Origin of the sequence: Croceibacter atlanticus HTCC2559 (assembly GCF_000196315.1) — a bacterium.
GTDB classification, from domain to species: domain Bacteria; phylum Bacteroidota; class Bacteroidia; order Flavobacteriales; family Flavobacteriaceae; genus Croceibacter; species Croceibacter atlanticus.
Window position 1 is genome coordinate 2,631,900 of sequence record NC_014230.1, and the last position, 20,767, is coordinate 2,652,666.

General features: G+C 33.3%; 22 protein-coding genes. 8 read left to right on the forward strand and 14 right to left on the reverse strand.

Annotation, left to right across the window (positions count from 1 at the left end; translation table 11 throughout):
• Position 1: 1 nt before the first annotated feature.
• Positions 2-769, forward strand: a complete 768-nt coding sequence (locus CA2559_RS11955; protein ID WP_013188163.1) for a class I SAM-dependent methyltransferase — start codon at positions 2-4, stop codon at positions 767-769.
• Here the strand turns inward: CA2559_RS11955 and CA2559_RS11960 are convergent.
• The 9 genes from CA2559_RS11960 to CA2559_RS12000 all read right to left on the reverse strand — a co-directional run bounded on the left by CA2559_RS11960 (position 766) and on the right by CA2559_RS12000 (position 8,915).
• Positions 766-1,770 carry an FAD:protein FMN transferase gene (locus tag CA2559_RS11960; RefSeq protein ID WP_013188164.1) on the reverse strand — a complete coding sequence of 335 codons (1,005 nt, stop codon included), beginning with the start codon at positions 1,768-1,770 and terminating at the stop codon, positions 766-768. The genes CA2559_RS11955 and CA2559_RS11960 overlap by 4 nt on opposite strands.
• Positions 1,767-2,123, reverse strand: a complete 357-nt coding sequence (locus CA2559_RS11965; protein WP_013188165.1) for a hypothetical protein — start codon at positions 2,121-2,123, stop codon at positions 1,767-1,769. The genes CA2559_RS11960 and CA2559_RS11965 overlap by 4 nt, the downstream gene beginning before the upstream one ends.
• 63 nt (positions 2,124-2,186) lie before the next feature.
• Positions 2,187-2,711, reverse strand: coding sequence for a hypothetical protein (locus tag CA2559_RS11970; protein ID WP_041241020.1), 525 nt, complete (start codon positions 2,709-2,711; stop codon positions 2,187-2,189).
• 129 nt (positions 2,712-2,840) lie between these two features.
• Complete coding sequence (gene nqrF, locus CA2559_RS11975) at positions 2,841-4,145, reverse strand: NADH:ubiquinone reductase (Na(+)-transporting) subunit F (protein WP_013188167.1); 1,305 nt, start codon at positions 4,143-4,145, stop codon at positions 2,841-2,843.
• A gap of 1 nt (position 4,146) precedes the next feature.
• Positions 4,147-4,875, reverse strand: a complete 729-nt coding sequence (gene nqrE / locus CA2559_RS11980) for an NADH:ubiquinone reductase (Na(+)-transporting) subunit E (protein ID WP_013188168.1) — start codon at positions 4,873-4,875, stop codon at positions 4,147-4,149.
• A gap of 53 nt (positions 4,876-4,928) precedes the next feature.
• Complete coding sequence (locus tag CA2559_RS11985) at positions 4,929-5,576, reverse strand: NADH:ubiquinone reductase (Na(+)-transporting) subunit D (protein WP_013188169.1); 648 nt, start codon at positions 5,574-5,576, stop codon at positions 4,929-4,931.
• Between the two features lies 1 nt (position 5,577).
• Positions 5,578-6,324, reverse strand: a complete 747-nt coding sequence (locus CA2559_RS11990) for a Na(+)-translocating NADH-quinone reductase subunit C (RefSeq protein ID WP_013188170.1) — start codon at positions 6,322-6,324, stop codon at positions 5,578-5,580.
• 2 nt (positions 6,325-6,326) lie between these two features.
• Positions 6,327-7,562, reverse strand: a complete 1,236-nt coding sequence (locus CA2559_RS11995) for an NADH:ubiquinone reductase (Na(+)-transporting) subunit B (protein WP_013188171.1) — start codon at positions 7,560-7,562, stop codon at positions 6,327-6,329.
• Positions 7,563-7,565: 3 nt separating this feature from the next.
• Positions 7,566-8,915, reverse strand: a complete 1,350-nt coding sequence (locus tag CA2559_RS12000; RefSeq protein ID WP_013188172.1) for a Na(+)-translocating NADH-quinone reductase subunit A — start codon at positions 8,913-8,915, stop codon at positions 7,566-7,568.
• 205 nt (positions 8,916-9,120) lie between these two features.
• Here CA2559_RS12000 and CA2559_RS12005 point away from each other — a divergent pair, with 205 nt between their 5' ends.
• The 3 genes from CA2559_RS12005 to apaG are packed head-to-tail and all read left to right on the forward strand — an operon-like array spanning position 9,121 to position 11,903.
• Positions 9,121-10,377, forward strand: a complete 1,257-nt coding sequence (locus CA2559_RS12005) for a type IX secretion system plug protein (RefSeq protein WP_013188173.1) — start codon at positions 9,121-9,123, stop codon at positions 10,375-10,377.
• Positions 10,378-10,423: 46 nt separating this feature from the next.
• Entirely contained in the window at positions 10,424-11,509 is a 1,086-nt protein-coding gene (locus tag CA2559_RS12010; RefSeq protein WP_013188174.1) for a DUF3667 domain-containing protein, read from the forward strand.
• A gap of 7 nt (positions 11,510-11,516) precedes the next feature.
• Positions 11,517-11,903: a Co2+/Mg2+ efflux protein ApaG gene (apaG, locus tag CA2559_RS12015; RefSeq protein ID WP_013188175.1), complete on the forward strand. Its 387-nt coding sequence runs from the start codon at positions 11,517-11,519 to the stop codon at positions 11,901-11,903.
• Here the strand turns inward: apaG and CA2559_RS12020 are convergent.
• From CA2559_RS12020 to CA2559_RS12030, 3 genes are all read right to left on the reverse strand, one after another.
• Positions 11,890-12,867 (reverse strand): DUF6695 family protein, encoded by a 978-nt coding sequence (locus CA2559_RS12020; RefSeq protein WP_013188176.1) that lies wholly within the window; start codon positions 12,865-12,867, stop codon positions 11,890-11,892. The genes apaG and CA2559_RS12020 overlap by 14 nt on opposite strands.
• The gene (locus CA2559_RS12025; protein ID WP_013188177.1) at positions 12,864-13,586 is read right to left on the reverse strand and encodes an NRDE family protein; all 723 of its coding nucleotides are present in this window, start codon (positions 13,584-13,586) and stop codon (positions 12,864-12,866) included. The genes CA2559_RS12020 and CA2559_RS12025 overlap by 4 nt, the downstream gene beginning before the upstream one ends.
• Positions 13,587-13,755: 169 nt before the next feature.
• Entirely contained in the window at positions 13,756-15,285 is a 1,530-nt protein-coding gene (locus CA2559_RS12030) for a fibronectin type III domain-containing protein (RefSeq protein ID WP_013188178.1), read from the reverse strand.
• A 153-nt stretch (positions 15,286-15,438) separates the two neighbouring features.
• On the opposite strand from CA2559_RS12030, the gene CA2559_RS12035 reads away from it, so the two are divergent.
• The 4 genes from CA2559_RS12035 (at position 15,439) to CA2559_RS12050 (ending at position 18,404) form a co-directional block, all read left to right on the forward strand.
• Positions 15,439-16,296, forward strand: a complete 858-nt coding sequence (locus CA2559_RS12035) for a hypothetical protein (protein ID WP_148232815.1) — start codon at positions 15,439-15,441, stop codon at positions 16,294-16,296.
• Between the two features lie 94 nt (positions 16,297-16,390).
• Positions 16,391-16,975 (forward strand): superoxide dismutase family protein, encoded by a 585-nt coding sequence (locus CA2559_RS12040; protein ID WP_013188180.1) that lies wholly within the window; start codon positions 16,391-16,393, stop codon positions 16,973-16,975.
• A gap of 97 nt (positions 16,976-17,072) precedes the next feature.
• Positions 17,073-17,603, forward strand: coding sequence for an RNA polymerase sigma factor (locus CA2559_RS12045; RefSeq protein WP_013188181.1), 531 nt, complete (start codon positions 17,073-17,075; stop codon positions 17,601-17,603).
• A 6-nt stretch (positions 17,604-17,609) separates the two neighbouring features.
• A complete protein-coding gene (locus CA2559_RS12050) occupies positions 17,610-18,404 on the forward strand; it encodes an anti-sigma factor (protein WP_013188182.1) in 795 nt (264 codons plus the stop codon).
• Positions 18,405-18,693: 289 nt separating this feature from the next.
• Here CA2559_RS12050 and CA2559_RS12055 read toward each other — a convergent pair whose 3' ends face one another.
• Together CA2559_RS12055 and CA2559_RS12060 are read right to left on the reverse strand one after the other, a co-directional pair.
• Positions 18,694-20,007, reverse strand: coding sequence for a tetratricopeptide repeat protein (locus CA2559_RS12055; protein WP_013188183.1), 1,314 nt, complete (start codon positions 20,005-20,007; stop codon positions 18,694-18,696).
• Between the two features lie 80 nt (positions 20,008-20,087).
• On the reverse strand, positions 20,088-20,756 hold the full coding sequence (locus tag CA2559_RS12060; RefSeq protein ID WP_013188184.1) for a DUF4331 family protein: 669 nt from the start codon (positions 20,754-20,756) through the stop codon (positions 20,088-20,090).
• Between the last annotated feature and the right edge of the window lie 11 nt (positions 20,757-20,767).

Consider the following 20,767-nt stretch of genomic DNA (forward strand, 5'->3'; position numbering starts at 1 on the left):
GTTGAAAACTGTTTTTAGTAGCATTCTTAATGTGGTACCTAGACCATTACTAATAAGGTTAAGCTATATTGCGCGACCAATATTAGCAAGGCTTTATAAAGGTAACACCTATACAGATCCTATAGATGGCAAATCGTATAAGAAGTTTTTACCATATGGCTATGAAACCCAACGAGAAAACGTACTATCACCTTCTACGCTTTCTTTAGAAAGGCATAGATTACTTTGGCTATATCTTAAAAACGAAACTACATTTTTTACCACACCACAAAAAGTGCTTCATTTTGCTCCGGAACAAGCATTTTATAAAAGATTTAGGTCTCTAGAACATTTAGACTACACCACTACAGATCTTAATTCGCCTTTAGCAGATGTTAAGGCAGATATTTGCAACCTACCTTTTCAAGATAACGCTTATGACTTTATTTTATGTAATCATGTATTAGAGCATATTCCAGATCATCATAAAGCTATTTCTGAATTGTACAGGGTTTTAAAACCAGGTGGAACTGCAATACTACAAGTTCCTCAAGAGACAGAAAGAGCTACTACTTTTGAGGATGACAGCATTACAGACGCCAAAGAGCGAGCAAAGATTTTTGGTCAATATGACCATGTAAGAGTATATGGGTTAGATTACTTTGATATATTACGTTCTCACGGTTTTAAAGTAGATGCCATAGATTATACAAAAACTATAGGAAAAGAGGCTTCAGATAGGTTTAGATTGGCTTGGGGAGAACTTTTACCTGTTTGTACTAAACCTTAATTTATAAAAGGCTCTATGCCTTTTGTTACATACACTTCTATCTCATTATCGGTATTTAAATACATAAGATAAGCATCTATACTTTGTAAAGAATCAAGTAGTTGTTTAGACTTTTTAAAACCCATTGTCATAAACGTGGTTGCATAGGCATCTGCCTCTGCACAAGTTTGAGCAAATACAGAAGCACTTAACATGTCATTCTGCTCAGGAAAACCTGTTAAAGGGTTAATTGTATGTACATATTTTTGACCAGAAAGACTGTCTATTTTATATTTTCTATAGTTTCCAGAAGTTGCCATAGCTATATCTTTTAGCTTCACGGTTTTTGCAATTGCCCTTGAGCCATCTTCCAAAGGCTCTTCTATACCAGCTACCCAGAGTTTATTTTCAGGTTGCTTACTTCCACTTGCTACTAGTTCTCCTCCTAATTCAATTAAGAAATTAGAAATATCTTTTTCTTTTAGATAAGTTGAAATTCTATCTAAACAATAGCCTTTTGCTATGGAGTTAAACTCTAAGTAAACTTCTGGATGTTTTTTAGATATGGTTCTATTTTTGTTAAGTACTACTTTATCTAATCCTACATAGGTAGTTAGGGAATCAATTACAGTACTATCTACAACTGTTGTAAATTTCTTAGAACCAAACCCGTAAGCATTTACTAGGTTACCAACTGTAGGATCAAAATAACCTGAACTTTCTTTATGTATTTTCTTAGAAAGTTGAAATACTTCAGTAAACATATCATCAATAACAATAGTAGTGTCTCCAGCATTTAATTTTGAAATATCAGAATCTGATTGGTATGTGCTTAGTGATGAGTTAACAGCATATAATAGAGAATCCATGTCTTTTGTAAACACTTCTTCATCTAAATTATCAAAATAGATTATTTGATAGGTAGTACCTAAAGCGTTACCACTAATACGTTTCTCATTTTGATCATTATTATTACAAGACCAAATAAAAAATATAACTAATAAGAATAAACACTTTTTCATACTTCTTGTAAACCATTATATATAACCGCATACGCATCACCTTGCTCTAACGGTTGTTGGTAGTTATTTGAGTTCCCTAAACCTACACCAGCATAATATGTTTTGGCTTCAAATTTTATGGCATGATCTTTTATGGTTTGCATAAAGTCCTTGTCATAACTATTGGCATTATCTGGAAAAGTAATAGCTCTTACTACTACAAAATGAAGAATTTTATCTTTAAGAGCTACAAATTGAGGGTCCTTTTTTAATTTAGAATTTACCGCAAGAAACTCAAACCCTTTAGATTCAAGGTCTTTTCCTACAATATTCATAGCTAAATTATGAAGTTCCTGCTCAGTTAATAGTGCCATTTTACAAAGGTAAATAAACCCCTAAAATAACTAAGAGTTTGCACTTAAGAAAGTAACTAAAAACTAGGTCTTCTTTATAGGTTCATCACTAGAAAAAATAAGTTTGAGAAAAACTTCTTTGTTAGGGTTCACTATAATCCAATCATCGTATGTGGGCCTATCGTAATAAGCCAAGGTTTTATCTGAACCAGAAGATAGTATGATTCTGTAATAAGTATTTCCGTTTACCATTTTTGTGATTGGTAATGATGTTTCTTTATCTACAGCAATACCCCAAAAGCCAGGCACTTCTTTAGTAATGGGTTGCTTATCAGCAAAACCACTATTATACCAAAGTGTATTACAAGTTCCATCTTTAAGTAGTGAAATTTTGACTTTTGTTTTCCAAGAATAACCGTCTCTTGTATATTCATTAAGTTTTTCAAAACTTCCCACAAATTCTAGTGGATGAGTTTTAGAATATGAATATTCTTTTAGCTCAATAAGATCTTGAATAGAGTAAATTGTATCATTCTCTATATTAATATTTATTTGTGCGTTAGTTGTGTACCAAAATAGCATACAACAAGCTATAATAAATAGTTTCATAGGGCAGACATTTAAGTTATATACAAGTTTAAAGAATAACCTAAAGACTCTAAATACCTAAAAATGGGTATTTTAAGCATAAAAAAAGACGCTCATAAGAGCGTCTTTAATATGTTGAATTAAAATGGATTATCCTCCGAAATCATCGAATCTGATGTTTTCATCTGGGATACCAAAGTCTTCACCCATTTTTTGAACGGCTTGGTTCATTAATGGTGGTCCACAGAAATATAACTCGATATCTTCTGGAGACTCATGGTGATTTAAGTAATTATTGATTACCACTTGGTGAATAAAGCCTACAAAGCCATCTCCTTCTGCATCAATATTTTCTTTTACTTTCCAATTATCTTCTTCTAACGGTTCAGATAATGCTAGGTAAAATTTAAAGTTTGGAAAATCTTTTTCTAAGTTTCTAAAGTGATCTAAGTAAAATAACTCTCTTTTAGAACGACCTCCATACCAATACGTAACTTTACGACCAGTCTTAAGTGTGCGGAATAAGTGATAAAGATGAGAACGCATTGGCGCCATACCTGCACCACCACCAACATAAAGCATTTCTGAATCACTTGGATTAATAAAGAATTCACCAAATGGACCAGAAATAGTTACTTTATCTCCTGGTTTCTTTGCAAAAATATAAGATGAAGCAATACCAGGATTTACATCCATCCAAGCATTTTTGTTACGATCCCAAGGTGGCGTAGCAATACGTACGTTAAGCATAATCTCACGTCCTTCTGCAGGATAAGAGGCCATTGAATAAGCTCTTTCTACAACTTCGTCATTCTTCATTGTTAAAGGCCATAGACCAAACTTATCCCATTCTGCTTGAAACTTATCTGGACTATCATGTTCCTCTGGGTGAGCTGTAATGTCTATATCCTTGTAGTTTATTTCACATTCAGGAATTTCAATCTGGATGTAACCTCCAGCTTTGTAATTCATATCTTCAGGAATTTCAACTACAAATTCTTTAATGAAAGATGCCACGTTATAGTTACGTACAACAGTTGCCTCCCATTTTTTAATTCCAAATACCTCTTCAGGGATTTGAATATTCATATCATTCTTTACTTTTACTTGACAAGATAAACGTGCACCGTGTGCTAATTCCTTTCTTGTAAAGTGTGGTGTTTCTGTAGGTAATGCTTCACCACCACCTTCAAGTACGTGACACTCACATTGTATACAAGTACCACCACCACCACAAGCTGATGGTAAGAAGATTTTTTCTGAACTTAATGTTGTAAGTAAAGTACCTCCAGAAGGAACCTCTATTTCTTTCTCACCGTTAATGGTAATCTTTACAGGGCCAGATGGAGATAGTTTTTGCTTTGTAAATAATAATAATGCTACTAATATTAATGTTAATGCTAAAAAAGCAATAACTGTTGCTGCAACAACTCCTAATGTGCTTGCTAAAAACATATTATTTTATAGTTATGTTAGAAACCTCTGCGGTTTCATTAGTTTTTACACTCTCTTCTATCTTTACTCCTAAATCGTCTGGAGTACCTTCAGTAGATGGTGTTTCTCCATCGCCACCAGTAAGCATTCCTCCAAAACTCATAAAACCAATAGCCATAAGACCAGTGATAATAAATGTAATTCCTAATCCACGTAATGGAGCAGGTACATTAGAGTATCTAATTTTTTCGCGAATAGCTGCAATAGCAAGGATAGCTAAAAACCAACCAATACCTGAGCTAAATCCATAGTTAAGCGCTAAAGTAAAAGTTTCTATCTCTCTTGATTGCATAAATAAAGAACCACCTAAAATAGCACAGTTTACAGCAATAAGAGGTAAGAAAATACCTAATGATGTATAAAGTGATGGTGAAAATTTTTCTACAACTATCTCAACTAACTGAACCATTGTAGCAATGGTAGCAATAAATAAGATGAATGAAAGGAAACTTAAATCATAGTCTGCAAATTCTGGTCCTAACCAAGTAAGAGCACCTTCTTGTAGTACATATTGATCCAACAACCAGTTTAACGGTACAGTTACAGTTAATACGAAAATAACAGCAGCACCTAATCCTACAGCTGTGCTCACTTTCTTAGAAACGGCAAGGTAAGAACACATTCCTAAGAAATATGCGAATACCATATTGTCAACAAAAATTGACTTGAAAAATAATTCTAAATGTTCCATTGTTTAAGTAATAAGTTTTCAGTTAACAGTTTATATAAAACTGCTTACTGCTATTAGTTTTCCTCTATTAATGCTTTGTTCTTACTACGTTGTACCCATATAATGATTCCAACTACGATAAGTGCCATAGGAGGCAATACCATAAAACCGTTATTTTCATAACCAATAGCATAAAGTCCTGTTTTCTCAACAGAATCACCAAGAACTTTAAATCCGAATAGAGTTCCAGAACCTAAAAGCTCTCTAAAGAAACCTACTATAATTAATATTAAACCGTAACCTGCAGCGTTTCCTATACCATCTAAGAAAGATCTCCAAGGGCCATTACCTAAAGCAAAAGCTTCAAAACGTCCCATAATAATACAGTTAGTAATTATAAGACCGATAAATACTGATAGCTCTTTACTTAATTCGTAAGCAAAGGCTTTTAGGACCTGATCTACAATAATTACTAATGTTGCTACTACTATAAGTTGTACTATAATTCTAATTTTAGAAGGAATTATATTACGCATTAATGAGATTACAACATTACCCACACCTAATACAAAGACTACCGAAATAGCCATTACAATAGATGGTTTTAACTGAGCTGTAATTGCTAATGCAGAACAGATACCAAGAACTTGTATTGTAATTGGGTTATCATCTGCTAATGGGTCTAAAATTAAACCCCTATCTTTTTTTGAAAGAAGAGCCATATTAATTATTTAAAGTTTTAAAATAAGGAACATACATACGTACATCCTTCTTTAACATTGCTGTTACACCATCTCCTGTAATAGTTGCGCCTGCAAGGGCATCTACTTCATTATCGCTAGTGTCTGTATTTTTTGGATCGTTGTTACCTTTAGCAACTGTAATACCTTTAAAAGCACCTCCATCTAAGAAAGACTCACCAGTAAAATCGTCCATAAAGTAACGCTGTTTAATTTCTGCTCCTAAACCTGGTGTTTCACCTTTATGGTCAAAGTAAACTCCAGTGATAGTCATAGATTTATCTACAGCAACATATCCCCAAATAGCATCCCAAAGACCTTTACCTCTTACAGGTATTACAAACAACTCTTTACCATCCTTTTCTGCAACATATAATGGCAAAGCTCTTTCGTAATTAGGGTCTTTCGCTTTTGTTTCTTCTTTTTTAATATCTACAAGTGTATCTAAAGCTATTTCCTTTATCTCACTTCCTTTTATTAAAAGTTGTTTTTTAACAATGCTCTTAAATTTATCTTCAACAACATCTGTCCCAAGAAATTTAACATCACCTGGACCTTCGTTATCATTTACCCCTAAAGCGTAAAGAACGTTTTGCTGTTTCTCGTATTTTTCATTGGCTTTAACTAAAGGTTTTAAACCTGAAGCTAAACTTGCCAAAATACCACCTACTACAACCACCATGATAATGGCGAATATTATAGTGTAACTATTTTTATCTGTATTTGCCATGATTAAGCAGTTTTAAGTTTTAAACGCTTCATACGTTTCTTCACATTTCCTTGAACAACATAATGATCAATTGTTGGTGCGAACACATTCATTAATAGAATTGCTAAGAATACACCTTCTGGATATGCTGGGTTAAACACACGTATCATTATCGCTATGAAACCTATAAGGAATCCATAAATCCATTTTCCTTTATTGGTTTGTGATGCAGATACAGGGTCTGTAGCCATATACACCGCACCAAATAAAATACTACCAATAATTAAGTGTTGCCAGAAAGGAACGCTCATTAATCCGTAAAATTTGCTGCTTTCAGAAATCCAATCTAAATTAACAACTCCATTAAATATTAAGCCCATCACTAAAGCTCCTATTAAAGTACTAAGCATAATTCTCCAGCTACCTACTTTAGTAAAGATTAAGAATAATGCACCTATAATAATAAGTAACTTAGAAGTTTCTCCTACAGAACCTGGTATATAGCCATAAAACATTTCTGCTATTGAATAGGTATCTAACACGTTTTGGTTTTGTGCATACATCCCTAACACAGTTTCTCCAGAAATAGCATCGACGTTTGCGCCACCAGCAATTTCTTTAGCACGATCTACAGCACCATGAACCCAAACTTTATCACCACTCATCCAGGTTGGATAAGCAAAGAACAAGAATGCTCTAATTGTTAATGCAGGGTTTAGAATATTCATTCCTGTACCACCAAATACCTCTTTACCTATTACTACACCAAATATTACAGCTACTGCAAGCATCCAAAGTGGAATATCTACAGGTACAATAAGTGGCACTAACATTCCGGTTACTAAGTAACCTTCTTCTACTTCGTGTCCTTTAATAACAGCAAAGATAAATTCAACTAAAAGACCAACTCCGTAAGACACCACTACTAATGGTATTACAGTAATAAATCCTAACCAAAAATTATCCCAAGTAAGAAAGTTTCCAAAAACAGAAAGTTCTCTTGCTACACCTGCAGCAGCATCTATAGCTGCATAATGTTGGTAACCAGTATTAAAAATACCAAAGATTAAACACGGGACCAAAGCTATGATAACCGTATTCATTGTTCTCTTTAAATCATCTGCTGCACGAACGTGTGAGCCGTGAGATGTGGTTTCATTAGGCGCATATAAAAATGTATGCAATGCATTAAATGCAGGCGCCATTTTTTTGCCTTGATACTTAACCTTTAAATCGTGTAATTTACTTTTTAAGCTCATCCCTTATCCTATTTCTTTATACATAACATCCAAGCCTTTTCTGATAATTGCTTGGTGTGGTTGTTTAGATACACATACAAACTCTGTTAATGCAAAGTCTTCTGGTGCTACTTCGTACATTCCTAATTGCTCCATTGCATCTAAATCTTCAACAAGGCAAGATTTCATAATTTGTAATGGATAAATATCTAAAGGAAAAACCTCTTCATACATACCTGTAACAACAAAGGCACGATGTTCTCCATTGGTATTGGTATCTAAATCGTATTTCTTGTTTGGTTGCATCCAAGAGAATGTTAATGCTCTTGTAAGAGATATTTTATTAAAAACTGGCTTATTCCAACCAAAGAATTCATAATCATCTCCTTCTGGGATTACAGTAACAGTGTTATGATAATACCCTAAGTTTCCTTTTGCAGTTGTCTTATCTCCTGTAAGAACGCTACCTGTAATTACTCTTGAGTTAGCCTCTATACCAGCTTCATTTAAAATTCCTTCTAAATCTGCTCCAATATGAGTTCTAAAGTATTTAGGCGCCTTTACAGATGAACCTGCAACAGCAATTTGACGTTCTGAGTTAAAATGACCCGTAAGCAAAGACTCTCCTATCACAATAAGATCTTGAGCATTTACTGTCCAAACTACTTCTCCTTTATTTACTGGATCTATTTTAGAGATTTGCGTCCCTACATTTCCTGCAGGATGCGGTCCTGTTATCTTATGTAAAGTAATATCCTTTAAATTTTCAAAAGGAGACACAGAATCTTTACCTATAGTAACATGAACTTGCCCTTTAGTCATTTTGCTAAGTGCTGTAACAGCAGCTTGCAATTTCTCTTCTTGCTTGGCAAGCGTATAGTCTAAATCTGCCACCAATGGTGCACTGGCATAACCAGAGATAAAAATGGCTTTAGGCTCCGAAGTTGGGTTCGCAATTACATCATAAGGACGCTGCTTAATAAATGGCCAAAGACCACTTTCTAAGAAACGAGCTCTTAACACCTCTGCATCTGCGCTTGCTACATTTACTGCACCAAAGTCGCGAGACTCGTTAGAGCCATCTGCTTCTATAACAATATGAGTAATTACACGCTTTGCACCACGTGTAATTTCTTTAAGTGTACCTGCAATAGGAGACACTACTTTTATACTGTCTTGTGTTTTTGAATAAAATAATTCATCTCCAGCACGTAATTTAGCGCCTTCTTTAACGACCATTTTTGGAATGGTGAGATGAAAATCTGCGGGTTGTATCGTACACGTCTTAGATTTAGGAGCATCAACAAGTACTTTGTCTGCACTTCCTACTAAGCGTATATCGAGACCTTTTTTAATGGTAATGTCTTTTGACATACAATAGCTATTAAGTTCTCAATTAATACCGAACAAATTGAGTATTTGAAACGGTGTGCAAATTTAATAATAAAACTGTTTTTAAATCACCTAAATCGTCTTGTAATTTTATTTATAACAATTCTAAATTAAGAGGCTTCAGTATTCTTATACCTCTCATATAATGGGCATCATATTTGTTTATATTTGTAAAAACTCATTATAGATGATTAACAGATTAGTCTTAACGCTATTTATTGCAATATCTTTCAGCGCATTAGCTCAAAATCCTGAATGGGAAACAATTCCTCCAGATTATATAAGAACTGTAAATTTTAAAGGCTCAAGCTCAGAATTTAGTGGTACTCCTATTATAAGACTCGGCGAAAGATTAACTCTAGAATTTGATGATATTATTGGCGATGAAGAGGATTACTACTATGTAATAGACTATTATAATTTTGATTGGACGCCAACAACCATATCTAAAAATGAATATCTTGAAGGTTTTGACAATGTAAGGCTGGTAACCTACGAAAACTCCTTTAATGCTTTACAACTATACAGCCACTATACGCTCCAGATACCTAATGAAGACACTAAACGCATTGAGAAGAGCGGCAATTATATGCTTAAGATATATAATGACTCTAAGGAGTTAATGTTTAGTCGCAAGTTTATTGTTTATGAAAATTTAGCAACAGTAAAAGCACAGGTAAAACGTATGAGAGACCAAGAGTTTATAAATACGAAGCAGTCTGTACATTTTAGTATCTCTTCCGACCAATTACTTATCAAGAACCCAGATATTGCTTTAAAAACGCTAGTTATTCAAAATAACGACTTAAATACTGCAATAAGTAATTTAAGACCACAGTACAATATAGGTAACGAATATGTTTATAGATATGATACCGAATCTTCCTTTTGGGCAAGCAATGAGTTTTTAAATTTTGACAATAAAGATGTTAGAGCTGCAACCATTAATATTAAGAGGATTGAAAAACGTGACATTTATCACAATTTCCTTTATACAGATGGAATGAGAGCCTTTGAGCCTTATACCTATTATCCAGACATTAATGGTAGTTACAGAGTTAGAACACTACAAGGACGTGATGAGGATATTGAAGCAGAATACGTATGGATGCATTTCTCATTACAATGTTATGAAGATTTAAATGGCGGACAGCTGCATATATATGGTAACTTTAATAACTATATATTAGATGACACCACTAAGCTTACTTATAATAAGGAACGTGGTGTTTATGAAAACGAACGCTTATTTAAGCAAGGTTTTTATAATTACAAGTATATTTTACTTAACCCAGACGGCAGTATTAATCCAGGATTTATAAGTGGTAATTTTGACAAAACAGAAAATGAATATACTGTCTTAGCCTATTATAGGGATATTGGTGGTCGTTTTGATCGTGTTATTGGTATTGGTTCTGCAAATAGTGTAAACATTACTAATTAATTATTTTAATTAAATCCCTATTTTTATAGCACTCTAACCAAACCTTATGAGTGACTCTCGCCTACTCCGTAAATATCGCGGTGAAACCTGTTTAAATTGTAATCACCCTCTAGATGTTAGCGACAAATTCTGCGCACAATGCGGACAACTAAACACACTTAAAAAGCTTAAAGTTGGAGATTTTGTAAGAGAGTTTTTTGCAAGTATTATTTCCTATGATTCCAGACTAAGGAATACATTAACAGCCTTGCTCTTTAAACCTGGAAAAATTAGCGAGGAATATATTAAAGGAAAGCGAAGAAGCTATGTAAATCCGTTTCGGTTTTATCTTAGTGTGAGTATTATATTTTTTATAATTTATGGCTTTAGTTTAAATTTTGATGCTATAGATTATAACATCAGAAAATTAGACAACTTATCCGAAAATACTTCAAACACTTTTAAACAAGAATTAAGCGAGGTTCCTAAAGAAGACCTTGCTCATCTGGATAGCTTAGGTTTAAATAAGTATTTAAAAAACGACACCATAACGTCTTACAAGGATATTTATATTTCAGAACAAGAATTAGATAGTCTTAGTTTTTTCACAACACTAGACAAACGCTTAGATTTGTATCAGCAATTTTACGAAGACACAAGCATCACAAATGCAGCATTAGGTTTAGACAGTTTAAAACATACAAAAACATATTATCACAGGTATCTTTACCACAAAGGCGTACAACTAAGTGATGTTACCTCTAACCTATCTTCTGTATTGGGCTATTTTATAAACAAGTTGCCTATAATTATTTTCTTTTACCTTCCTGTTTTTGCATTATTTGTATGGTTACTATACATTAGAAATCCTTTTAGTTATGCAGAACATATCGTCTTTTTATTTCATATCCAAAGTTTGTTTTTTGTACTGTATTCCTTTGCATTTATATTAAGTTATATAGGAGTTGGTCAAATTGTATTTTATGGTGCCACGCTAATATTCTTTTTTTATCTCTATAAGGCCATGCGAAGGTTTTATAAGCAAAGACGATTTAAAACTATTGTGAAGTTTATTATCGTAAATTTTGTATTTTTAATCTTAGCGTTTGTTGGTGCTATACTCTCATTTTTAGTATCCTTCGCTATTTTTTAAAAAACGTATGGTTACAAAAGTTACAAAAGGAATTAAAATTTCTGTTGAAACAAAGTTTGAAGGCTCTATTTATAGAGAACACCAACTGTTTCAAGCTTTTTCCTATACCATTACTATCGAAAATTTAAGCAAGGACACCATACAGTTACTTAATAGGTTTTGGGAAATTAGAGACGCTTTAAAATTACCTGAATATGTAGAAGGAGAAGGTGTTATAGGTAAAAAGCCTGTGATACCGCCACAACAAAAACATAGCTACTCAAGCGGATGTTTATTATCCTCGCCAATAGGTTCAATGAATGGATATTACGAGATGCTAAATTTTTCTACAGGAAAAACATTTAAGGTTAGTATCCCGAATTTTAAATTGAGTGCTCCGTTTATATTAAATTAAACTTAAAGCGTTTGCCTTCCTGTTCTATATGGCAATACAAACAATTACTATCATAAACAAACTTGTAAGGTTTAGTAATGCTGAAATCTGAAGTAGTTGGCTTAAACCTTCCTTCAAAGTCTTTCTGGCCTTCCTCGTTATACCTTGTAATTAGATACTCATTGCTTAGTTCTGAAGCCTTCAGCTTAAAATAAGCACTACTTCCTGTACCTTTTAAAAAACAAGAATCTTTAGGTTTTATAACCTTAATTCCAGAGGTGTTTAAAACGTGTTTTTTGTCAAAAAAATTTACAATATTTTCTTTAAATGCTGTGCTATTAAACTCAGATACAATACCGTGCTCTACACAATAAATTTTAGAGCTATTGGCTGCAGATTGCACATTACCAATAGGGCTTGGTGTAAACTGCTTATTAAGTTTTAATTTTCGCTTTACCTTAGGATTAGAAATTCCTTCGATTATAGTATCTGTAACTAATCGAGAACAATTAGATCCAAACTCCTTAGTACCGGCACCAAATGCTTTGTAAGGAATGCTTCCCATTTCTTGCAAAGTTTCGACGTAGGTGTAAGCTTTTACAAAATCTATATCTGCTACAGATGCTACTAACCTACCATAACCATGTGTGATTTCTGGTTTAGACTGCAACCAAATTAAAATTTCATCTAGATTAACAATAGTCTTCTCTGCATCAAATTGTGCTGTAAATGGAATCTTAACTTCAACATCTGTGCGTTTACTTCTTACGCGACCTTTTCCTTTTGGTGTTATATATCTTCCAAAATCATAATAATGCAGTTCACCATTAGCGTGGTCTACCAAAACAAGTGATGCGTGTCCTGCTTTTATATGCGTTTTTGTGCCTAAGCCAAACCAATGTAGATAGGATAATCGTTTTTCATCAGATAATTTTACAAATTGATCTGGAAACGCAATTGGTATTATTTTACCTGAAGATTTCAAAGTGTTGCAGGCTCAAATTTTGTAGCTAGCACATTTTTAGTGTTTAGGTTTTCATAACGCATAGTAGGCTCTTCATCTATCTTTACAACTTGAGTTATGCTAATAGTTTTGAGCATTCCTCTATCTATTTGTAAATCTACATTAGAGTCACCTTCTCCTGCATTTAAATGGAAATCTAATAAGTTTTCTGGAGTTAATTTATGTTGTAATTGGTATTTAGCAAACCAATGTCTTCGCTTTGCTTTCATCTCATCAGTATATAATGTTGAAGATGACCAAATATGGGTAGTTAATGGCAATTCTTTAAAATGTGCTTTATTACCATCCCAAACCATTTCATAAAATCTTAATCCTTGGTTCCAGTCTGCTATCACCAATGTAAATGGTTCAACATTATCAAAATTATAAGATTGCAAAGTTTCTTCTATAGTTTCACAGCCTAATACATCTTTTACAACTATACCTCTACTCATTCTATAAGGTAGTTGTCTTTCGTGAAGCTTAAAACCTCCATTCAACAAGCAAACTACTCGCTTTTTTTCACTAAGGCCTATCCAAGTGCCACCAGCTATAGCATCTTTAGGAAATAACATTTTTACATCGTTAATTTCGTAAAACTCTGGTGCTATAGTTTCCCTGTTTATAGCTTCATCTCTATTTGAGGTGAGCGTAAAACTATCTTTTCTTGCTTTATTTGGTACTAAAGTTACCGTGCACATAGTGTATCTGTCTAATTAAGGGCGACGAAATTACAAAAAAAAGCTTCCTAATGTTATGTGTGGAGTATGTTTCGTTATTCCAAATTTGGTAAAATAGCTACGAAAAAAAAATCTCTACAGTTTTAAAACTGTAGAGATTCACTTGTATCTGTGTTTTTCTAAGTAATAATTACTCTTTTAGCAACTTTTTAGTAGCAATAGCTTGACCTCTTGTGGTTGAAATTCTCAAAAACACCATTCCATTAGAAATTGTTGTGGTATTGATTGTAAAAGAACCCTTAATAACTTTTTTAGTTTCATTTAATATTAAACGACCGTTAATATCATATAGTGTAATATTAACTTTCTCTAATATACTAGGTACTTCAACATTAAGTATGCCTTTAAAAGGATTTGGATAAACAGCTACATTAGTTTTAACAAAATCTGGATTAGACAACGCTTGATTTTGAATTACTAACACTTCTCCAATACTCTCTGGATTCCATAATTCAATATTATCTGGCTCTTCAAATATATTGTCTCCTAAACTTGCTACTTCTTCGGCATTATCTGTCATTATAGTACGCATTTCTATACGTTCACAGTCTACCCAAACCCACTTAATTTGATTAAAGGAACCAGATGCTAAAGTCCATTCCTTATCATCATCATTATTTCTTGTTGGTGCTCCCCAACAACCTTCTCCTACATAATAGGTTCCATTTATAGGATCTTCACTAAAACCTAATTCTCCGTTTACGTCTGGTTTTAATGCTTTGGTAGTTTTAACCATATGAGAATCAGATTCGAAAACTAAGTCGACACCATGTTCATAAAACAATCCTGCCCAAGCATCATATTGATCGTCATTTTCAGTCTTGCCAGATTCGTGTGGTCTTATTGGTGTGTGGTATTGTGCAAGAGTCCAGCATTGATCTGCATTGTTTTCTTGTAAATCATTTTCTAACCACAACGCTTGGTCTCCTGCAACAGAAATTTCTGAGTTAAGAGTATATGCTCTTACAAGATTATTTCCAAAGGTTATTGCGTAATATGAGTCTGAAGTTGGCACATCAAAAAGATCGTAAACAGTAGATGGATTAAATTCATGATTACCTCTAGCTGGCACTATACCAAATAATTGACCTTCATCTGATATTGTTAGCTGCCAATCATCTAACCAATAATCCCATTCTGTTGGTGTGTCTGCAAACGTAAAATCGCCACCAAAAAAAATGGCGTGAGGTTTAACTTTAGCTACCATCCTATTGGCATTTAACCTAGCATCTCTATTTGCAAAAACATCTGGTGTTCCATCTGTTCTAGAATCTCCTCCAGCAACAAAAGATAACCTACTTTGGTCATTTGGTAAGGTCTTAAAAAACATACGCTCACTGGTTACATTTGTAATAGGATTTCTAAGTACAAAGTAATAGGCAGTGTTTGGTTGTAGGTTAGTTAACCTAACAAATTTAGTATGCATTTGTTGTGCTAAAGATGTTCTGTCTGCTTCTTGAGAGTTTGGATAAGAATTCCAATCTGAACCAAAATCTTCAGTACCATAATATAATATAGAAGATCCTATTGAAGATATTGGCTGGTGCCATGCAATTGTTCCAGAAGTGGCAGGGTCGTCGTTTATAATTAATCTGTATTTCTCAGATTGCGAAAAAACAGATAAAGAGACAAAAAAAGCGATGAAGGTAATTTTATACATAATTAATTGTTAATGAAAATGTTAAGATGTTACACATGCAATATTAACCTTGCTATGTTACCTTAAATACCTTTTTATTTTATTAAAAAGTTACATAATTGTTAAGTGGTCTTGTTTGTAAATAAAGCCTCTATTTTTGCTGAAATTTTAAAAATGCCAAACTCAAAACTGATTACGTTTTTAAAAATTTCTGTAATTCTTGTATTACTAGGAAGAGCTTACCAATTTATTTTCTTCTCGGCGCCATTTATAAGTTTATATTATTATGCAGAATATTTTAAACCGTATGTAGAAAAGCAGTTTAAAATGACTTGGCACGAGTTCTTGTCCTTACCAGAAATAGATATTTACACAGATTATATTGTATACTGTTTTGGAACGTTATTTATCATAACTATACCATTTGTTATATGGTTACGCCAAAAAAATTATAAAGCCTTTCAAGTACCCATATTATTTTCTGGCATTGGCCTCATATTTCTAGCTGTGTTACTTACAATTACCAAAAATTATAAGATTGGACAATTTATAGAGTACAGTATTCAGTTTACAACTCCTTTTATTTTGTTAAGCTACTTGAGATTTAATTTGAGTTATAAAACGCTTCAATTTATATTAAAACTAATTACAGCATTAACCTTCATCGGTCATGGACTTTATGCATTAGGATATTATCCTGTACCTGGTTATTTTGTTGATATGGTTATACGCATTTTTAATTGTTCAGAAAGTTTTGCAAAATCATTCTTACTTATAGCAGGTATTTTAGACTTTGTAATTGCAATTGGCATTTTTCTTCCAAACAAAACCATTGTAAAATATTGTCTTATATGGGCTGTAATCTGGGGATTCTCCACAGCAATGGCTAGATTACTCGGTAATTTTTATTCAGATTTCATATTAAGATCTTTACATCAAAACACATTTGAGATGTTATATAGATTACCACACGGTTTAATACCCTTACTACTATTATATATGGACAACAAAGGCAGCATTAGCAAATCTTAATAAGTGTTGTATTTAAGTTAAACCTCCTTAAAATATTGATAGGAAAGGCAAATAATAGTAACTTGGTATTATAACCATACAAAACGAATTAAAGATGAAAAAATTAAGCGTATTAGCACTGTCGACATTATTATGTTTTGCAGTTGCTTGTAAGAAAGAAAAGAAAGAAGATAAAATGTCTGAGGACACTACAGAAGTAACTGAAGCTCCTAAGGAAACTATGGTAAAAAAAGCCAAAGCTACCCTTGAAGCCAAAAGTGAAAGTACTGTAAGCGGAAGCGTTGTTTTTAAACAAGAAGGAGACAATGTATCTATGACAGCCTTAATCTCTGGATTAGCAGAAGGTAAACATGCCATTCATATTCATGAAAAAGGAGATTGTAGTGCTACAGACGGCACAAGTGCTGGTGGACACTGGAATCCTACTGGCGCACCACACGGCAAATGGGGAAGTGAAAATGGCTACCATAAAGGTGATATTGGAAACTTTAACGTAGATGCTAAAGGTAATGGTACAGTAAACTTAACTACAGATGAATGGTGTATTGGCTGTGGAGATACTAATAAAGATATTTTAAACAAAGCTATTATTATTCACGATGGTGTAGATGATTTTACAAGCCAACCATCTGGTGCTGCAGGTACTAGAGTTGGGTGTGGTGTGATCGCAAAAATGTAGATTTCATTGCTAAAAATCATAAAGCGACCTAATGGTCGCTTTTTTTATGCCCTTCTTCCATTTTTTTATTTATTTTTAGCTGAACTAAAAAAGCACTATGCAACCAGACAGTTTAATTCTTCAAATGCAACGTAGAGACGAAAAAGCATTTGAAAGACTTTACGAACTATACTCCGAAAGCACATTTGGTATTATTTATAACGTGGTACAAGACACAGCAATTGCAGAAGAAGTTTTGCAAGATGTCTTTATTAAGATATGGGACAATGCCAATTCTTATTCTTCAACTAAAGGTCGATTTTTTACTTGGGTTCTTAACATTGCTCGCAATGCAGCTATAGATAAGATTAGATCTAAAGACTTTAAGAACAAAAAGAAAAACCTAAAGGCAGAGTTTTTCGTAAATATTCTTGAAGATCAGAATAGTTTCTCTAAACGTACAGACACTATCGGAATCAGAAAATTTGTAAACGCTCTTGAGCCACTTTGCAAAAAAGTTATTGAAATTTTATACTTCAAAGGGTTTACACAAAAAGATGCCGCAGTCGAGTTAGATATGCCACTTGGTACTGTAAAAACCAGAAATAGGATTTGTATTAACAGGTTGAGGGAATTAATGACTGAATAGTTACACATGGATATTAATAAATATATAGAATCTGGTATACTTGAACTTTATGTATACGGCGCTTTAACTCAAGCAGAGGCAGAAGAAGTGTCTAAGGTATTACACCAATACCCAGAAGTACATAAAGAAGTAGAAGAAATTGAAACTGCCTTAAAAAGCTTATCTACTCATGTTGCACCATATAACCCAGAAACAGTTCTGGCAGATATAAAACGAAAACTTAATCATACAGGCAAAGTAGTTTCTATAGCTCCTAAAAAGAGTTATAATATGCCTGCAATTATTGGTTGGGCTGCAAGCATAGCTTTAATAGGTGGATTATTTTATACACTTAACGAAACTAATAATTTAAGAGAAGACTTAAGATATCAAAAAACTCAAAATGTACTTGTAAATAGTAAATATGAGCAAGCTGAACTTGAACTTACTCAAACCAAAGACTTGCTTACCATTGTAAGAAGTAATGAGTATATAAAAGTTCCTCTTGGAGCACAAGCTGTTGATAAAGATGCTTATGCTTCTGTGTATTGGAATACAAAAACAAATACAGCCTATATTGATGCTCAAGGTTTACCAAAGCCTCCAAAAGGTAAGGTTTACCAAGTATGGTCTCTTAAATTAGATCCGCTTACGCCTACTAGTTTAGGTTTGCTAACTGAGAATGAGTCACAATCTTCTCAAATATATAAATTAGATAACAGCAATACTTCTGAAGCTTTTGGTATTACATTAGAGCCGGAAGGCGGAAGTGAATCTCCAACTCTAGAACAACTATATGTTTTAGGTGCCGTTGGTGCATAAAGATAAACCCCTTTCATTATTACAAAAGCAGCTTAAATAGTTTAAGCTGCTTTTTTTTATATACTAATTTGCTTTGCAAATAACTCTAAATAAAAATACCTGTCTATTTCTAGACAGGTATCCTACTAACAAAAAACTCTGAAAAAACTCTAAGCTAAACTAGCTTATACAAAAAGCTCTCTCGAGCTTTTATTTTTTTGAAAATCACCTCTTACTTTGAATTTCAAACTTTCTCTATACTATCACTTACGAGAAAATATAGACGATGGTTTTCTCAGATTTAAATTTTTTAAAGATTTTTTATTTTTTCATAAGTTACTGGTCCCATTTCATAGGCTGTACCTAATAACTCATCATTTTTTAAAGTTTCGACTTGTTCGGTCATTCCGTTGGCTTTATAAATTATTGCTGAATGATATAGGGCCATTGGCTCATATGTTTTTCCTTTAACGTGATCTTCAATAAGTGCTAAAGCTTTTTCATTATTACCGGCTAAATGGTGTACATAAGCTAAGTTATGATAGGTTTCTGGAGTAGATCTATTGTTTACATCTCTTTGTGCAATTTGTAGTGCCTTGTCAAAGTCTTTAAATTCTTCAGCGTACACCACAGCATTGTATGCATTGTACATTTCGCCGTAAGCAGGATTGTTCACTTTATCTTTATACTCTTGTAATTCTTTTTCCTTTTGAGCATCGTCACCTTTATATTCTGCAATTTCTGCTCTTAGTAAATGATAATCTGGTGTATTATAATTTACATTTATGCTATCTAGTATTCTTAAGGCTTCATCTGCATTTTTCTCATAAGAATAGGCAATCCAAGCCAAACCTTTCTTTACGTATGCATTATCTGGTTGCAACTCAAGCGTTTTTAAATAACTATTATAGGAATCCTCTATTCTTCCTGCGTGACCATAAAAATCTCCAAGATTAGAGTAAATCCAAATTTGTAAAGTTGGATTTTTACGTTTGTCTGCAATTTCTCTAGCTTTTTCTAATAGGTTAATAGCGGTATCTAGATCGCCTTTATGATCATTCCATTTTGCTGCTCTTATTAGGTAATCGTAATCCTTATTATTTTTTAAAGAATCTAATATGGTTTCAGCTTTGTTATATTCACCAGTTTCCATAAAAGCATCGAACAACATAAGGTTTGTTCCAGACTTACCAGATAAATTTTTAATTGCCAACAAACTATCTCTTGCTTCTTGAAATCTATGCTGTGAAATGAATGTTGCAGCTCTTGCACGCATCTTGTCTGCTTTAAAAGTTTCAGAAGAGACATTTAAAGCACGGTCTTGCAATAGTGCAACTGTATCTAAATAATTTACATTGCCTGTTGTATTAAAAAGCATATTGTAGGCACTGGCTAAATAGCTTAAGCTTGCAATAGCATTACTATCTTTAGCAACATTTGATGCCCATTTTTCTTTATTCTTTAGTGCAAAATCATAAGTGCTTGTATTGTTGCTCACTAAATACGTATTATAATCTTCTTTGTTTAAAACAGTTGAAGTTTCTTCTTTTGAATCTTGCTTTGCATCCTGTTTACAGGAAATAAACAGAAAACTGGCAATAAAAATGTAGGCTAAATATTTCATTTTAAAAATAGGTTTAAATAAAGAAGAGAACACATATATGCGTTCTCTTCTACAAATTTACTCAATAAAACTCTTAATTATTAGTTTGCTGGAGCCATATATGGGAAACTAGTAGTAATTGCATTTGTAGAGTCAAACCCAACATTGTCACTTACTAACTCTGGTAAACCATCGTCACCATCAAATCTATCTCCGTTAGCACCACCAAATAATAATACTAAAGAAACATCTACAACATCGTCTGTTAAGTTACGACCTGTAAGAACATTTTCTCCATCAAAATATGTAGTTGGCGCGTTAGGTGCTACTTGTAATACATCTAAAGCTAAGATAGATCCCATTTGGTCTGCAGTTAAGTTAAGAATATTATTTTCATATTCTGCACCATATGCAGTATGGTAACCATTAATCATACCTGTAAATTCAGTTGCAAAGTTTGCACCTTGTTCTGCTGGAGTAGAGTCATTAAAATCGTCTTTTCTTTCATCACTAATACCTAATACAGTATTAATACCTGGACGTCCCATAATATCTACTTGCGTAAAAGTACCTGAGAAATCTACTGTACCCATATCTTCACAAGGTGTACAAGGACCACCACAGTCTACGCCTGTTTCTCCTTGGTTTTGGATACCATCGCTACAAGTAGGATCTGCAGCTACAACGTTTCCATTATCATCATCATCACCACAACTAGCTAATACAGCAACTGCAAAAAGTGATAAGATTGTATATTTAAATATTTTCATAATTATTGTCT

Excerpts from the sequence above, each read along its gene's own strand:
- CA2559_RS11960 (WP_013188164.1), bottom strand. The coding sequence starts at position 1,770 with ATGAAAAAGTGTTTATTCTTATTAGTTATATTTTTTATTTGGTCTTGT.
- CA2559_RS11965 (WP_013188165.1), bottom strand. The coding sequence starts at position 2,123 with ATGGCACTATTAACTGAGCAGGAACTTCATAATTTAGCTATGAATATT.
- CA2559_RS11970 (WP_041241020.1), bottom strand. The coding sequence starts at position 2,711 with ATGAAACTATTTATTATAGCTTGTTGTATGCTATTTTGGTACACAACT.
- nqrF (WP_013188167.1), bottom strand. The coding sequence starts at position 4,145 with ATGTTTTTAGCAAGCACATTAGGAGTTGTTGCAGCAACAGTTATTGCT.
- nqrE (WP_013188168.1), bottom strand. The coding sequence starts at position 4,875 with ATGGAACATTTAGAATTATTTTTCAAGTCAATTTTTGTTGACAATATG.
- CA2559_RS11985 (WP_013188169.1), bottom strand. The coding sequence starts at position 5,576 with ATGGCTCTTCTTTCAAAAAAAGATAGGGGTTTAATTTTAGACCCATTA.
- CA2559_RS11990 (WP_013188170.1), bottom strand. The coding sequence starts at position 6,324 with ATGGCAAATACAGATAAAAATAGTTACACTATAATATTCGCCATTATC.
- CA2559_RS11995 (WP_013188171.1), bottom strand. The coding sequence starts at position 7,562 with ATGAGCTTAAAAAGTAAATTACACGATTTAAAGGTTAAGTATCAAGGC.
- CA2559_RS12000 (WP_013188172.1), bottom strand. The coding sequence starts at position 8,915 with ATGTCAAAAGACATTACCATTAAAAAAGGTCTCGATATACGCTTAGTA.
- CA2559_RS12005 (WP_013188173.1), top strand. The coding sequence starts at position 9,121 with ATGATTAACAGATTAGTCTTAACGCTATTTATTGCAATATCTTTCAGC.
- CA2559_RS12010 (WP_013188174.1), top strand. The coding sequence starts at position 10,424 with ATGAGTGACTCTCGCCTACTCCGTAAATATCGCGGTGAAACCTGTTTA.
- apaG (WP_013188175.1), top strand. The coding sequence starts at position 11,517 with ATGGTTACAAAAGTTACAAAAGGAATTAAAATTTCTGTTGAAACAAAG.
- CA2559_RS12025 (WP_013188177.1), bottom strand. The coding sequence starts at position 13,586 with ATGTGCACGGTAACTTTAGTACCAAATAAAGCAAGAAAAGATAGTTTT.
- CA2559_RS12030 (WP_013188178.1), bottom strand. The coding sequence starts at position 15,285 with ATGTATAAAATTACCTTCATCGCTTTTTTTGTCTCTTTATCTGTTTTT.
- CA2559_RS12035 (WP_148232815.1), top strand. The coding sequence starts at position 15,439 with ATGCCAAACTCAAAACTGATTACGTTTTTAAAAATTTCTGTAATTCTT.
- CA2559_RS12040 (WP_013188180.1), top strand. The coding sequence starts at position 16,391 with ATGAAAAAATTAAGCGTATTAGCACTGTCGACATTATTATGTTTTGCA.
- CA2559_RS12045 (WP_013188181.1), top strand. The coding sequence starts at position 17,073 with ATGCAACCAGACAGTTTAATTCTTCAAATGCAACGTAGAGACGAAAAA.
- CA2559_RS12050 (WP_013188182.1), top strand. The coding sequence starts at position 17,610 with ATGGATATTAATAAATATATAGAATCTGGTATACTTGAACTTTATGTA.
- CA2559_RS12055 (WP_013188183.1), bottom strand. The coding sequence starts at position 20,007 with ATGAAATATTTAGCCTACATTTTTATTGCCAGTTTTCTGTTTATTTCC.
- CA2559_RS12060 (WP_013188184.1), bottom strand. The coding sequence starts at position 20,756 with ATGAAAATATTTAAATATACAATCTTATCACTTTTTGCAGTTGCTGTA.